This window comes from Pantoea sp. ICBG 985 (genome assembly GCF_002928365.1).
GTDB classification, from domain to species: domain Bacteria; phylum Pseudomonadota; class Gammaproteobacteria; order Enterobacterales; family Enterobacteriaceae; genus Pantoea; species Pantoea dispersa.
This window is the reverse complement of sequence record NZ_POWM01000005.1, coordinates 1-14722: the sequence shown is the minus strand read 5'-3', so window position 1 is coordinate 14722 and position 14722 is coordinate 1. Positions and strand designations below refer to the sequence as shown.

Here is a 14722-nt window from a genome sequence, read left to right as displayed (position 1 = left end):
ACCACACAGTCGTGTGGTTATTTTTTGTTTTTTTGCCTCTATTGAGACAGGGATACACAGTGCGCCGACTCACTTTGCTGCTTCTTTGCCTGTTGCTGCAGGCTTGCACACAAACGCAAAAAGGCCTCGAACAGACCGTGATGCTCGCCATCAGCGGTCCGGACGATGTCACCGTCAGCGATGAACAAATCGCTAATCTGCCCTATGCCAGCCTGTATGCGCGCGTCGACAGCGGTCCGCGCATCTTTGTGGTGCTGGGCTATCTGGAAAACGGCCAGCAGAAATGGGTAACCCAGGATAAAGCCATGCTGGTGATGCAGCACGGCCGCCTGGTGAAAACCCTCGGCCTGCGCGATAACCTGCAGGCCGTCAGTAACCTGGCGCAGGATCCGCTGGCCGATGCGCTGCGGCTGCAAAATGGCGCGCAGTGGACGCGCGTCGTGCAGTGGCGCGAGCAGAACAACGTGCGTGCCGCCACCGCTCACTCCACCTTTCAGCGCGGCGACGATGAAGTGCTGAACCTCGCCGGCGAGCGGGTGCCCTGCCGCGTCTGGCACGAAACGGTAGAGATGGAGAGCCCCGGCGTCAGCTGGCAGAACACCTTCTGGATCGATAACCGCGACGGTACGGTGCTGCAGGCGCAGCAGATGCTGGCGGCTGACCAGTTCCCGATTGCAACCACCCTTCTGAAGCCGGCGAAATCATGAAAAAAATCAATTCTTTGCTGGCGGCACTCGCCCTCACGGCGGCCAGCCACGCGCTGGCGGATAGCCAGGTGACGGTACACCCTGCGCACGATCAGCGCAGTTTCCAGATCGATCATGCCAGCACGCTTAGCGAACTGGTAACGAACCCGGCGCTGCACAGCTGGTGGCCGGGCACGGTGATTGCCGAACGCGGTGCGACCGCCGTGGCGCAGCAGCAGCACGCTCAGTTGCTGGCGGATCTGCGCGCCTGGCAGGCCGACAGCGGTACTTCACTGGCCGCAACCATCGGCAGCGTAATCCAGCAGCTCAGCGCTCTGCAGGTTACCGGGCGCCAGTTTACTTCGCTCGATCCCGACTGGGTGCGGCTGCGTCCGGAAGCCAACCGTAAACTGCAGGGCAGCTACGACCTGTACATCGTGGCAGCGCCGACGCAGGTACGGGTGATGGGCGCACTCAGCCATCCCGGCAGTGAGAGCTGGCAGCCAGGACGCACGGTGCGTGACTACCTCGCGCCGCATGCGCGTTTATCGGGTGCCGAACGCAGCGTGGCCACGGTGATTGCGCCGTCAGGTGAGACGCAGCAGGTGCCGATCGCTTACTGGAATCAGCGGCATGTTGAAGTCGAGCCTGGCAGCACCATCTGGCTGGGCTTTTCCACATGGAGCCTGCCCTGGGGCCAGCCTGATTTGAATGCGCGCATGCTTTCCGTTCTGACTCACCGGATGCCAGACTGATGAAAAAACAATTACTCCTCAGCCTGTTGGCTGCTTCTGTCGCCGCCGCATGCCAGGTGCAGGCGGAAACCTGGCCGGAACCGGTCGGTCCTTCACAATCTGATTTTGGCGGCGTGGGCCTGATGCAAACGCCGACCGCGCGCATGGCAAAAGAGGGCGAATTTAGCCTGAACTTCCGCGATAACGATCAATATCGTTACTATTCTGCGTCATTGCAGCTGTTCCCGTGGCTGGAAACCACGGTGCGCTATACCGACGTACGCACCCGCCGCTACAGTGCGGTGGAAGGCTTCAGCGGCAACCAGAGCTATAAAGACAAAGCCTTCGACCTGAAGCTGCGCCTGTGGCAGGAGAGCTTCTGGCTGCCGGAAGTGGCGGTGGGTTCGCGCGATTTGGGCGGTACCGGCCTGTTCGACAGTGAATATCTGGTGGCGAGTAAAGCCTGGGGACCGTTTGATTTCAGCCTCGGCCTGGGCTGGGGCTATCTCGGCAACAGCGGCACCATCAAAAACCCGTTCTGCTCCTACAGCGATAGCTTCTGCAGCCGCACCGGCGGCGGTTCGGCGGGTTCCATTAACGGCTCGCAGATGTTCCACGGTCCGGCGGCACTGTTTGGTGGCATCGAATACCAGACGCCGTGGCAGCCGCTGCGTCTCAAGCTGGAGTATGAAGGCAACGATTATCAGGACGATTTTGCCGGCAGGCTGGAGCAGCGCAGTAAGGTCAACGTTGGCGCAATCTATCGCCTTACCGACTGGGCGGATATCAACGCCAGCTACGAGCGCGGCAATACCTTTATGTTTGGCGTGACCGTGCGCACCAACTTTAATTCGTTACACCAGTCGCACCTTGATAGCGCAAAACCGGCTTATCAGCCACAGCCGCAGGGCGATCTGCTGCAGCCGACGGTGGTCGCTAATCAGCTTACCGATCTGAAATACAATGCCGGACTGGATGGTCCGCGCATCCAGACTAAAGGCCGCACGCTGTACGTTTCCGGTGAGCAGACCAAATATCGCGACACGCGCGAAGGCGTTGACCGCGCTAACCGCATCATCATGAACAATCTGCCGGCTGGCATTGATACGATTGAAGTCACCGAGTCGCGCTTTAACATGCCGCAGGTCACCACGCGCACCGATGTGGCCAGCCTGAATAACGAACTGCGCGGCTATCCGCTCGGCCACGAGCAGCCGCTGCAGCAGACGCGTGAAGAACCGATCGATCCGGGCACCACCGAACAGGGCTATTTCATCCGTAAGGATCGCCTTAACTACAGCCTGTCGCCGGTGCTGAACCAGTCGGTCGGCGGTCCGGAAAGCTTCTACATGTACCAGCTCGGCGTAATGGGCAATGTCGATTACTGGCTGACCGATCACTGGCTGATTGGCGGCAGCCTGTTTGGCAACATCGCCAATAACTATGACAAGTTCAACTACAACGGCGCGCCAGCCGACTCGACGCTGCCGCGCGTGCGCACCCACATTCGCGACTACGTGGAGAACAACGTTTACGTGAATGATCTGCAGGCCAACTACATGCGCTATCTCGGCAATGGCTTCTACGGCCAGGTGTACGGTGGCTATCTGGAAACCATGTACGGCGGCGTGGGCGGCGAACTGTTGTATCGCCCGGTGGACAGCAACTGGGCTTTTGGTCTCGATGCGAACTACGTGAAGCAGCGTGACTGGGACAACATGATGCAGTTCACCGATTACAAGGCGCCGACCGGGCACCTTACCGCTTACTGGCGTCCGTGGTTCATGCAGGATGTGCTGGTGAAAGCCAGCGTCGGTGAATATCTGGCGAAGGACAAAGGGGTCACGCTGGATGTGTCGAAGCGCTTTGACAGCGGCGTAATGGTCGGCTTCTACGCCACCAAAACCAACGTGTCAGCCGAAGCGTATGGCGAAGGGGATTTCACCAAAGGTTTCTATATTTCGATTCCGATGGATCTGTTTACCGTCTCGCCAACCCGTGGCCGTGCGCAGGTGAACTGGGTGCCGCTGACGCGTGACGGTGGTCAGATGCTGGGCCGTAAGTACCAGCTGTACGATCTGACCGCCGATCGCGATGCGCGTTTTAATTAAATCGTAGCGCGGGGTTAAACCCGCGCCGGTTTTAAAAAAACGCGCGATGAATCGCGCCGCTACAGAGTGTGCACGTATTTGTAGCGGCGCAATTTATTGCGCAAGCAATAGGGCGCAGTTGATTGCGCGCGCTCTGCGCCGGCAATTCATCAATCCGCGTCGTAGCCTAAATTCGGTGCCAGCCAGCGTTCCACGTCGCTGACGCTCATGCCTTTACGCGCCGCGTAATCTTCCACCTGGTCGCGCTGAATCTGCGCCACGGCGAAATATTTACTCTCCGGATGACTAAAATACCAGCCGGACACCGCGGCACCGGGCCACATGGCAAAAGATTCGGTCAGTTTCATGCCGGTGTGATGCTCCACATCCAGCAGCTGCCAGATTTGTGCCTTCTCGGTGTGTTCCGGACAGGCCGGATAGCCCGGCGCCGGACGAATGCCCTGGTAATTTTCGCGAATCAGCTCGTCGTTGCTGAGATTTTCATGGGCGGCATAGCCCCAGATCACCTTACGCACGCGCTCATGCAGGTATTCGGCAAACGCCTCCGCCAGGCGATCCGCCACCGCTTTCACCATGATTTTGTTGTAATCATCGTGCTGCTGGTCGAACGCCGCCGCCAGCGCATCCTCCTCCAGCCCGCCGGTGACGGCAAACGCGCCGAGATAATCTGCTTTACCACTGGATTTCGGCGCCACGAAGTCCGCCAGACAATAATTGGCGAAGTCGGTTTTTTCCGTTTGCTGACGCAAATGATGGCTGACGCACAGCACCTCGCGCCGGGTCTCGTCACGGTAGATTTCAATGTCGTCGCCAACCCGGTTAGCCGGGAAAATACCAACCACGCCGCGCGGCCTGAGCGTGCCCTGCGCGCTGAGGTTATCCAGCATCGCATTGGCATCGGCAAACAGCCGCGTGGCTTCTTCGCCCACCACCTCATCTTCCAGGATACGCGGATATTTGCCGGCCAGCGACCAGGTCATAAAAAACGGCGTCCAGTCGATGTAGTTGCGCAGCGTATCGATACTGGCCTCCACTGCGCTGACGCCGGTGCGATGCGCCACCGGTGGCGTGTAGCGTTGCCAGTCAATGACGTAATGATTATCGCGCGCGGCCTGTAGCGTGACCGGCGGCGTGCGCGGCTTTTTACGCGCGTGCTGAATCCGCACGGTTTCGTACTCTTTACGCGTGCGCGCCACAAACGCCTCTTTCAGCGTGGGCGACAGCAGCGATGAGACCACGCCGACGGTGCGCGAGGCGTTCTGCACATAGACCGTCGGGCCGCTGTAATTCTGCTCAATCTTCACCGCCGTGTGCGCTTTCGAGGTGGTGGCCCCGCCAATCAGCAGCGGCAGCGTAAAGCCCTGGCGCTCCATCTCTTTCGCCACGTTCACCATCTCGTCGAGCGACGGGGTAATCAGGCCGGAAAGTCCGATGATGTCGGCGTTTTCCTCACGCGCGGTTTTCAGGATTTTGTCGCCCGGCACCATCACGCCCAGGTCGATGATTTCGTAGTTGTTACACTGCAGCACCACGCCAACAATATTTTTGCCGATGTCATGCACGTCGCCTTTTACCGTCGCCAGCACGATTTTACCGTTGCTGCGGCCGGCCTCTTTGCTCGCCTGGATAAAGGGTTCGAGGTAGGCCACCGCCTGCTTCATCACGCGCGCCGATTTCACCACCTGCGGCAGGAACATTTTGCCCTCGCCAAACAGATCGCCGACCACATTCATGCCGGACATCAGCGGCCCTTCAATGACTTCAATCGGCCGTGCCGCGGCCTGGCGCGCCTCTTCGGTGTCCTGCTCGATAAACTCGGTTATGCCTTTCACCAGCGAATATTCCAGCCGCTTCACCACGTCCCAGCTGCGCCATTCGGCCTGCTGCTTGTCCTGCTCACCCTCGTCTTTGTTGCCGCGATACTTCTCCGCCAGCGCCAGCAGTCGCTCGGTGCCATCGTCGCGCCGGTTGAGGATCACGTCCTCAACCGCATCGCGCAGCTCCGCCGGCAGATCGTCATAAATTGCCAGCTGACCGGCGTTGACGATGCCCATGTCCATGCCGTTGCGGATGGCGTAGTAGAGGAACACCGCGTGAATCGCCTCGCGCACCGGTTCGTTACCGCGGAACGAGAACGACACGTTGGAGACGCCGCCGGAGATCATCGCGTGCGGCAGTTCGCGTTTGATGTCTTCACAGGCACCGATGAAATCCATCGCGTAGTTGTTGTGCTCTTCGATGCCGGTGGCGACGGCAAAGATATTGGGGTCGAAAATGATGTCTTCCGGCGGGAAACCGACTTCTTCGGTGAGGATGTGGTAGGCGCGGCGGCAGATCTCAATTTTGCGCGCGCGGGTATCCGCCTGGCCCACTTCGTCGAACGCCATCACCACCACCGCCGCGCCGTAGCGCCGCACTTTGCGCGCGTGCGCAATAAACGGCTCGATGCCCTCTTTCATCGAGATGGAGTTGACGATGCCTTTGCCCTGAATGCACTGCAGGCCTTTCTCAATCACCTCCCATTTCGAGGAGTCGATCATGATCGGCACACGCGCAATATCGGGCTCACCGGCAATCAGATTGAGAAAGCGCACCATGGCCGCTTCCGCATCCAGCATGCCTTCATCCATATTGATATCGATAATCTGCGCACCGTTTTCCACCTGCTGGCGCGCCACGTCCAGCGCTTCGTTGTACTTCTCTTCTTTAATCAGGCGCTTAAATTTGGCCGAGCCGGTCACGTTAGTGCGCTCACCCACGTTGACGAACAGTGAATCGGCCTGAATATTGAGCGGTTCGAGGCCAGACAAACGGCAGGCGACGGCTATTTCCGGTAGCGGCCGCGGTGGCACGCCCTCGACCGCTGCCGCCATCGCCGCAATGTGCTGCGGCGTGGTGCCACAGCAGCCACCGATAATGTTGAGGAAACCGGCGCGCGCCCACTCGCCAATCTGCGCCGCCATCGTCGCCGCATCAAGATCATATTCGCCGAAGGCATTCGGCAGACCGGCGTTGGGGTGGGCGCTGACATAGCCTTCGGCAATGCGCGACAGCTCCTGCACATACTGGCGCAGTTCGTCCGGACCAAGCGCGCAGTTGAGGCCGAACGACAGCGGCTCCGCGTGGCGCAGTGAGTTGTAGAATCCTTCCGTGGTCTGGCCGGAGAGCGTGCGGCCTGACGCATCGGTAATGGTGCCGGAGATCATCAGCGGCAGCGTCACGCCCATCGCTTCCATCTCGCTCTGTACCGCATAGATCGCCGCTTTGGCATTCAGGGTATCGAACACCGTTTCGATCATGATGATGTCAGCACCGCCGCTAATCAGCGCATGGGTCGATTCGCGGTAGGCGTCCACCAGCTGATTGAAGGTGATGTTACGAAACGCGGGATCGTTGACGTCAGGCGAGATCGAGCAGGTGCGGTTGGTCGGGCCGAGCACGCCAGCAACGTAGCGCGGGCGATCGGGCGTTTTTGCCGTCCACGCGTCGGCGCAGGCGCGCGCCAGTTTCGCCGCTTCGAAGTTGATCTCCGCCGACAGCGCGGCCATTTCATAGTCGGCCATGGCAATCGGGGTGGCGTTGAAGGTGTTGGTTTCGAGAATATCCGCGCCAGCCGCCAGGTAAGCATCGTGGATTTCGCGAATGACGTCCGGCTTACTCAGCACCAGCAGGTCATTATTGCCCTTCACATCGCACGGCCAGTCAGCGAAGCGGCTGCCGCGAAAATCCTGCTCATCCAGTTTGTAACTCTGGATCATGGTGCCCATGCCACCGTCCAGAATCATGATGCGTTGTGCCAGCTGCTGCTGTAGCGTTGCGGTTTTATTGCTCACTCTTGCCCCATCCACGTCATTACGCTGACTAAATGCCAGCCAGTCATACTGGCACAACTTTCAAATGAGCAAAAGTCACCCGTTTGCGGCCACCGGCGGCAAAATGACCAGCAGATCCGACCAGTCAGCCAGCGTTTGCATTCATACCATTAAAAACGAAAATGGTTTCCATACCTGCAATGGCTGTGGAGATGTTATGGCAACCCCTGCGCCCGCGAAACGCGGCAAAAAACCCCGTACGGCTCCGGCGGCCAGTGCCCCTGCCGGCGGCCAGGTACAATCTCTGACGCGCGGGCTGCGTTTACTGGAGCTGATTGCCGAATCACACGGTAGCGTGGCGCTGACCGAGCTGGCGCAACAGGCCGGGCTTCCCAACTCCACCACTCATCGCCTGCTGACCACCATGCAGCAGCAGGGATTTGTGCATCAGGTGGGCGACCTCGGTTTATGGACCATTGGCGCTCATGCTTTTGTGGTCGGCAGCAGTTTTCTGCAGAGCCGCAATCTGCTGGCGATTGTGCACCCGATTCTGCGCCGGCTGATGGAAGAAGCCGGCGAAACCGTGAATCTGGCGGTGCTGGATCTCAGTGATTATCAGGCAGTGATTATTGACCAGGTACAGTGCACCCAGCTGATGCGCATGTCAGCGCCGATTGGCGGCAAGTTGCCGATGCATGCGTCCGGTGCCGGCAAAGCGTTTCTCGCTCACCTCAGCGATGATCAGGTCACCGCCCTGCTGCATCAGAAGGGATTACATCACTACACGCCGAAAACCCTGATGTCGCCGCATAGCCTGAAGGAGAATCTGGCGCTGATCCGTAAGATGGGTTTTTCGCACGACGACGAAGAGCACGCGCTCGGCCTGCGCTGTGTGGCGGCACCGATTTATGATGAACACGGCGAACCGTTTGCCGCCATCTCCATCTCCGGCCCGCTGGCGCGTATGACCGACGACCGCATTACCGAACTCGGGGCGCTGGTGATCCGCGCGGCGAAGCAGGTGACGCTGAGCTATGCCGGCCGCTAGGCGGCCACTGACGCGTAGCGCGCGCTGAAACGCTGTCCGGCGCGCCACGCCATCACCTCTTCAATATGCCCGGCACGGATCCGCGCCTGCAGGGCGCGCCACCAGCCAGGATCGAACAACTGCGGATGCAGCGCCTGCAGCAGTTTTCCGGTCGCCGGTTCGCTGCACAGCGCGTAGCGGAAGGTTTCCGGAAACACATCATCCGGCCCGACGCTGTACCACGGCTCGGCCTGCAGCTCATCCTCTTCGTAACGCGCCGCCGGAACATCGCGGAACACCAGCTCGGTCATCGGGCGGATTTCATCATAGTCGTAAAACACCACGCGGCCATGGCGCGTCATGCCGAAGTTTTTAAACAGCATATCGCCGGGGAAGATATTGGCCGCCGCCAGCTGACAAATCGCATCGCCGTACTCCTCAATGGCGTGCTGGCGCTGTTCCGGCGTCGCCTGCATCAGCCACAGGTTAAGCGGCTGCATACGACGCTCCAGCCATAAGTGGCGGATGATCAGTACGTCATCGCGCAGCTCGATTTTTTCCGGAATCTCGCGCTCAAATTCCGCCATCAGCGCCGCCGGAATGCGCGCGCGCGGGATGGCGAAATGCTCAAACTCTTGGGTGTCAGCCATGCGCCCGACGCGGTCATGCTCTTTGACCAGCCGGTAACAGGCGCGCACCTGCGCATCCGTCACCTCTTTTTGCGGCGCGAAGCGATCTTTAATCACCTTAAATACCCGATCAAAACCGGGCAGCGTAAATACCAGCATCACCATACCGCGCACGCCGGGTGCGATGGTGAATGCTTCCTGACTGTGCGCCAGGTAATCTAAATATTCGCGATAGCATTCGGTTTTACCGTGTTTCTGGCAGCCAATCGCCATATAGCGCTCGGCGAGGGTTTTGCCCGGCAAAATCGGCTGCAGCCAGGCCACCAGCGCGGCCGGCACCGGCGCATACACCATGAAATAGGCGCGGGCAAAGCCAAACACGATGCTGGCGTCATTGCTGTCGGTGAGACAGGTATCAATCCACAACCGGCCGGCATCGTCGCGCTGGATCGGCAGCAGGCACGGCACAATCTCGCCCGCGCTCAGCTGCAGCCGCGCCACAATCCAGGCGGTTTTGTTGCGATAAAACAGCTCGCTGGCGACGTCCAGCGTGGCATTGGCCAGCTGTGCCGCGCTGAACTGCTCGTGCAAATGACGCACAATCCAGCCGATGTCGCGCGTCTGATCCTGCCACGTCAGCCGCAACGGAATGTCATTCAATACCTGACGCAGCGTCTCATGCCAGCTGTGCTGCGGCCGGTACAGGCGCGACAGCGGTCGCTGCGCCGGCGGCGCGGGCGCGTACGGCTGTGACGGCAGGATAAACAGCCGCTCAGGCAGTAAGTGGCTGTGCCCCAGCAAGCGACAATAGACAGAATTAAAAAAGCTTTCGGCAATTTCATGACGCGGATAGCCCGGCAGCAGCGTGGCATAGTGGCTTTTCACCCGCAGCCAGAAGGCGTCATCCCAGTCGGCCATCTCGTTGAGGATGCGCAACTGATTGGCGACCAGCCCGACGTGATGATCGTACAAATGGATACGCGCTTTCATCGCCTGCTGCACCGCCTGCCAGTCCGCCTGTTCAAAGCGCTGCTGCGCGCCTGCGGTAATGTCGAGAAAGCGACCGTACTGCGCATCAAAACCCTGCAGAATCGTGTGGGCGATAAGGGATTCTCTCGGTGACATCGGCAATCTCCGGCAAGCGTGAGCCAGTGAAACGGTGCGCCATGCTGCGCACCGCGAGTACGCTGATCAGAACTGTGCGGCTTCGGTGGAGCCGGTCAGCGCGGTGACCGACGAGCTGCCGCCCTGAATCACCGTGGTGATGCGATCAAAATATCCGGTGCCCACTTCCTGCTGATGCGCAGAGAAGGTGTAGCCGCGTTCGCGTGCGGCAAATTCCGGCTGCTGCACCTTTTCCACGTAGTGGCGCATGCCTTCGCCCTGCGCATAAGCGTGCGCGAGGTCGAACATGTTGAACCACATGCTGTGAATGCCGGCCAGAGTGATGAACTGAAAGCGGTAGCCCATCTCGCTCAGCGCCTGCTGGAAGCGGGCAATGGTGCGATCGTCGAGATTCTTCTTCCAGTTAAACGAAGGCGAACAATTGTAAGCCAGCAGCTTGCCGGGATACTGCGCGTGAATCGCCTCGGCGAAGCGCTGCGCCAGCGCCAGATCCGGCGTGGAAGTTTCGCACCACAGCACATCGGCATACGGCGCATACGCCAGGCCACGGGCTATCGCCTGTTCGATACCGGCATGGGTGCGAAAGAAGCCTTCAGCGGTCCGTTCCCCGGTGATAAACGGCGCATCACGCTCGTCGCAATCGGAGGTAATCAGATCGGCAGCGTCGGCATCGGTGCGCGCAATCAGCACCGTGGGCACATCCATCACATCGGCCGCCAGCCGCGCCGCCACCAGTTTCTGAATCGCTTCCTGCGTCGGCACCAGAACTTTGCCGCCCATGTGTCCGCACTTCTTCACCGCCGCCAGCTGATCTTCAAAGTGCACCGCGCCGGCACCGGCCTGAATCATCGCTTTCATCAGCTCAAAAGCATTGAGCACCCCGCCAAATCCGGCTTCCGCATCGGCGACAATCGGCAGGTAGTAATCGATAAAGCCGTCATCGTCCGGCGACAGTCCGCTCGCCCACTGGATTTGATCGGCGCGCTGAAAACTTTGGTTGATACGTTCCACCACGTTCGGCACCGAATTGACCGGATACAGCGACTGGTCCGGATACATCTGCCCGGCCAGGTTTGCATCGGCCGCCACCTGCCAGCCGGAGAGATAAATCGCCTCAATGCCGGCTTTCGCCTGCTGCACCGCCTGCCCGCCGGTCAGGGCACCGAGGCTGTTGATATAGCCTTTGCTCGCCTCGCCATTCAGGAGTGCCCACAGCTTTCTCGCGCCGCGATCCGCCAGCGTGCAGGCGGGATTAACGGAGCCGCGCAGGTTAATGACCTCTTCGGCACTGTAAGGACGGGTAATGCCCTGCCAGCGTGATGCCAGCCAGCTGTTTTCCAGTTGAGCGATCTGTTGGGTACGATTTGACATAGCAGTATCTCCAGAGTCAGGGCAGCAGGCGGTAGCCCGGCAGGGTGAGGAAAGGAACCAGTTGTTCGTCGGTGGTGATTTGCGCCATCAGCGCAGCCGCATCTTCATAGCGACCGGCGTCAAAGCGCGTGTCACCCAGGCTGTGGCGCAGGGCCGCCAGCTCTTCATCAAGAAACTGTTCGAACAGCGCGGCGGTCACCAGCTGACCATCGCTGAGGATTTGCTTGTGGTGAATCCACTGCCAGATGGAGGTGCGGGCAATCTCCGCGGTAGCGGCATCCTCCATCAGCCCATCAATAGGCACGCAGCCATTGCCGCTGATCCACGCTTCCAGATATTGCAGCGCAACGCGGATGTTGGCGCGCATCCCGGCTTCGGTGCGCTGACCACGGCACGGGCGCAGCAGGCGCTCGGCGGTGATCGGCGTATCCTGTTCACGACTGACGTGCAGCTGATTGGGGCGATCGCCCAGCTGACGGTCAAACTCTGCCATGGCGATATCCGCCAGGCCTGGATGCGCGACCCAGGTACCGTCATGGCCGTTGCCCGCTTCACGTGCTTTGTCCTCCTGCACTTTCTGCATCACCCAGGCGTTGCGTTCAGTGTCTTTGGCCGGGATGAGCGCCGACATGCCGCCCATCGCCAGCGCACCGCGCCGGTGACAGGTTTTGATCAGCAGGCGCGAATAAGCCTCGAGGAACGGCTGGTCCATGCTGATCTGCTGACGATCCGGCAGAATGCGGTCACCATGCTGGCCCAGCGTTTTGATGTAGCTGAAGATGTAATCCCAGCGACCACAGTTGAGGCCAACCACGTGATCGCGCAGTTCCCACAGGATCTCATCCATCTGGAATACCGCGGGCAACGTCTCGATCAATACCGTGGCTTTGATGGTGCCGCGCGGCAGATCGAAACGATCTTCACTGAAGCGGAAGATTTCCCGCCACCATGCCACTTCCGCCGCATGCTCGGTTTTCGGCAGATAGAACCACGGACCGTGGCCCTTATCCAGCAGCGCGGTGACGTTGTGAAACAGATAGAGCGCAAAGTCGAATAACCCGCCGGGAATGGCCCGATCGCGCCACTCAACATGCTTCTCATCCAGATGTAAGCCGCGAACCCGGCACATCAGCAGCGCCGGATCGGATCGTAACTGGTAGATCTTGCCGTTTTCGCTGGTGAAGCTCAGCGTGCCGTTAACCGCATCGCGCAGCGCCAGCTGGCCATCAAGCAGTTTTTGCCAGGTCGGTGCCAGAGAATCCTCAAAATCGGCCATGAACACTTTGACGTTAGCGTTCAGCGCGTTGATCACCATTTTGCGATCTGGCGGACCGGTGATTTCGACGCGGCGATCGCGCAGTAGCTGAGGAATGGGCCTCACCTGCCAGTCACTTTGCCGAATGGAAGCGGTTTCCGAATCGAAGTCTGGCAACGCCCCCTGATCGTAGCGCTGCTGGCGCTGCTGACGCGCTTTCAGCAGACGCTCGCGCTCGGGTGCAAAGCGCACTACCAGCGAGTGCAGGAAATCAATGGCTTCGGGCGTCAGCAGCTGCTTCTCCGCGTGGGTAAAGGGCTGGCTAAAGGTCAGTGTCGGGCTGATAACCGTGTCTGTCATGCGGGCTGCCTCCTGGTTTGATCCTTTTTCTAACGACAGGATCGGGCTGTAGGGTGTTTTTTAACCGGCAAGATCAGAGCATAATCATTTTTATTTTAATTTCAAAAACTATTTCCATTTTATTGTTTATTTGATTTTATTTATCTGATTTAACTGTAATTTAATCTCACGAAATAAAGGCAATACGTTCCATCATAGAAAAAAGGCAAAAAAAAGCCGCGACAACACGCGGCTGTCACGGCAGGTTTAAACGCGCTTTTAGCAGGCGTTTTACTCGAGCGTTGGATTCATGTGACGCAGATCGAATGGCGTAATCTGGTAGACGTAGTAGTTGAGCCAGTTGGAGAACAGCAGGTTGCCGTGGCTACGCCAGGTGGCGCGCGGCGGCAATTCCGGATTGTCCTGCGGGAAGTAGTTGAACGGCACCTCAGGGTGCAGGCCGGCTTCGTAGTCCCGATGGTACTCACCCGACAGCGTAAGAGCGTCATATTCCGGATGGCCGGTAACAAAGGCCAGGCGTTTGTCTTTACTCGCCATCAGATAGGCACCGGTGCTTTCCGATTCGGCAAACAGCTCAAGATCGGTGTAGTCACGGATCAGCTGGCTGGGGAAATCAGCATAGCGTGAATGCGGCGCGAGGAAGTTGTCATCAAATCCGCGCGTCAGCAGCGCGTGCGGATGAAGGATCTGATGCTCATAGACGCCAGACAGCTTGTTCTGTCGCGTCTGTTTAGGAATGCCATACAGGATGTTAAGCGCCGCCTGCACCGCCCAGCAAACGAACAGCGTAGAAGTGACGTGCTCTTTCGCCCAGTGCAGCACGCGCTGAATCTGTGGCCAGTAGGCAACATCATTGAAATCAACCAGCCCCAGCGGCGCGCCAGTGACAATCAGGCCATCAAAGTTATCGTTAGCGATATCGTCGAAGTTGCAGTAGAAGTTGTTCAGATGCTCGCTTGGCGTGTTGCGCGACTCGCGGCTGTCGATGCGTAACAGCTGAACATCGATCTGCAGCGGCGAGTTAGAGAGCAGGCGCAGAAACTGGTTTTCGGTTTCAATTTTCTTAGGCATCAGGTTAAGGATCAACACTTTAAGCGGACGAATCTCCTGAACACTGGCGCGCGATGAAGTCATGACAAAGACATTCTCATTACGCAAAAAATTCACTGCCGGTAATTCGTCGGGGATCCTGATTGGCATAACCTGCTGACCTCTTGCTGATAACCATATAAACGTTTAGACATCCAGATGCCCGAGATTAGCCTGGCTGTCGCTGGATGTCGAGTCTTCATGCGGTTTATGAAAATGTTTCAGCATTGAGCGGCAATAGCCCCGAGCGCCGCGCGGTGAGCAGCAGGAATGAGGTCGGGAAAAAAGTGCGTTAGAATTTTTTCAGGATTAAATAAGTCGTTATGGAAGGGTTTTTAGCGGGAAATTTGCCGGAGTACGGACGTAAAAAAGCCCCGGACTCTCGTCCGGGGCTTCTTTACTGGTTTGATGCCTGGCAGTTCCCTACTCTCGCATGGGGAGGCCCCACACTACCATCGGCGCTACGGCGTTTCACTTCTGAGTTCGGCATGGGGTCAGGTGGGACCACCGCGCTGTTGCCGCC

At 58.8% G+C, this 14722-nt stretch carries 9 protein-coding genes and 1 rRNA gene; 4 read left to right on the top strand and 6 right to left on the bottom strand.

Annotated elements, in window-relative coordinates; all coding sequences use genetic code 11:
* Positions 1-59 precede the first annotated feature (59 nt).
* Genes C1Y42_RS15390 through C1Y42_RS15380 form a run of 3 tightly spaced genes read left to right on the top strand, consistent with a single transcriptional unit; the run spans position 60 to position 3531 of the window.
* The gene (locus C1Y42_RS15390; protein ID WP_104093895.1) at positions 60-707 is read left to right on the top strand and encodes a YjbF family lipoprotein; all 648 of its coding nucleotides are present in this window, start codon (positions 60-62) and stop codon (positions 705-707) included.
* Positions 704-1441 carry a capsule biosynthesis GfcC family protein gene (locus C1Y42_RS15385; protein WP_021508033.1) on the top strand — a complete coding sequence of 246 codons (738 nt, stop codon included), beginning with the start codon at positions 704-706 and terminating at the stop codon, positions 1439-1441. Before C1Y42_RS15390 ends, C1Y42_RS15385 begins: the two co-directional genes overlap by 4 nt.
* The gene (locus C1Y42_RS15380; RefSeq protein WP_058780911.1) at positions 1441-3531 is read left to right on the top strand and encodes a YjbH domain-containing protein; all 2091 of its coding nucleotides are present in this window, start codon (positions 1441-1443) and stop codon (positions 3529-3531) included. The genes C1Y42_RS15385 and C1Y42_RS15380 overlap by 1 nt, the downstream gene beginning before the upstream one ends.
* 149 nt (positions 3532-3680) lie before the next feature.
* Here C1Y42_RS15380 and metH read toward each other — a convergent pair whose 3' ends face one another.
* Positions 3681-7364, bottom strand: coding sequence for a methionine synthase (gene metH / locus C1Y42_RS15375; protein WP_104093894.1), 3684 nt, complete (start codon positions 7362-7364; stop codon positions 3681-3683).
* Between the two features lie 196 nt (positions 7365-7560).
* Here metH and iclR point away from each other — a divergent pair, with 196 nt between their 5' ends.
* Complete coding sequence (iclR, locus tag C1Y42_RS15370; protein ID WP_058757603.1) at positions 7561-8391, top strand: glyoxylate bypass operon transcriptional repressor IclR; 831 nt, start codon at positions 7561-7563, stop codon at positions 8389-8391.
* Here the strand turns inward: iclR and aceK are convergent.
* The 5 genes from aceK to rrf all read right to left on the bottom strand — a co-directional run.
* Entirely contained in the window at positions 8388-10124 is a 1737-nt protein-coding gene (gene aceK / locus C1Y42_RS15365) for a bifunctional isocitrate dehydrogenase kinase/phosphatase (RefSeq protein WP_104093893.1), read from the bottom strand. The two genes, iclR and aceK, sit on opposite strands and share 4 nt — an antisense overlap.
* A 66-nt stretch (positions 10125-10190) precedes the next feature.
* Positions 10191-11495, bottom strand: coding sequence for an isocitrate lyase (aceA, locus tag C1Y42_RS15360; RefSeq protein WP_059012753.1), 1305 nt, complete (start codon positions 11493-11495; stop codon positions 10191-10193).
* Positions 11496-11511: 16 nt separating this feature from the next.
* A complete protein-coding gene (aceB, locus tag C1Y42_RS15355) occupies positions 11512-13110 on the bottom strand; it encodes a malate synthase A (RefSeq protein WP_104093892.1) in 1599 nt (532 codons plus the stop codon).
* 270 nt (positions 13111-13380) lie between these two features.
* Positions 13381-14310, bottom strand: a complete 930-nt coding sequence (metA, locus tag C1Y42_RS15350; protein ID WP_031279798.1) for a homoserine O-succinyltransferase — start codon at positions 14308-14310, stop codon at positions 13381-13383.
* A 299-nt stretch (positions 14311-14609) separates the two neighbouring features.
* Positions 14610-14722: ribosomal RNA gene (gene rrf, locus C1Y42_RS15345) — 5S ribosomal RNA — on the bottom strand; the annotation flags it as partial.

Bases quoted from the DNA above. Each gene is read 5' to 3' on its own strand.
- C1Y42_RS15385 (WP_021508033.1), top strand. From the start codon at position 704: ATGAAAAAAATCAATTCTTTGCTGGCGGCACTCGCCCTCACGGCGGCC.
- C1Y42_RS15380 (WP_058780911.1), top strand. From the start codon at position 1,441: ATGAAAAAACAATTACTCCTCAGCCTGTTGGCTGCTTCTGTCGCCGCC.
- iclR (WP_058757603.1), top strand. From the start codon at position 7,561: ATGGCAACCCCTGCGCCCGCGAAACGCGGCAAAAAACCCCGTACGGCT.
- aceK (WP_104093893.1), bottom strand. From the start codon at position 10,124: ATGTCACCGAGAGAATCCCTTATCGCCCACACGATTCTGCAGGGTTTT.
- aceA (WP_059012753.1), bottom strand. From the start codon at position 11,495: ATGTCAAATCGTACCCAACAGATCGCTCAACTGGAAAACAGCTGGCTG.
- aceB (WP_104093892.1), bottom strand. From the start codon at position 13,110: ATGACAGACACGGTTATCAGCCCGACACTGACCTTTAGCCAGCCCTTT.
- metA (WP_031279798.1), bottom strand. From the start codon at position 14,310: ATGCCAATCAGGATCCCCGACGAATTACCGGCAGTGAATTTTTTGCGT.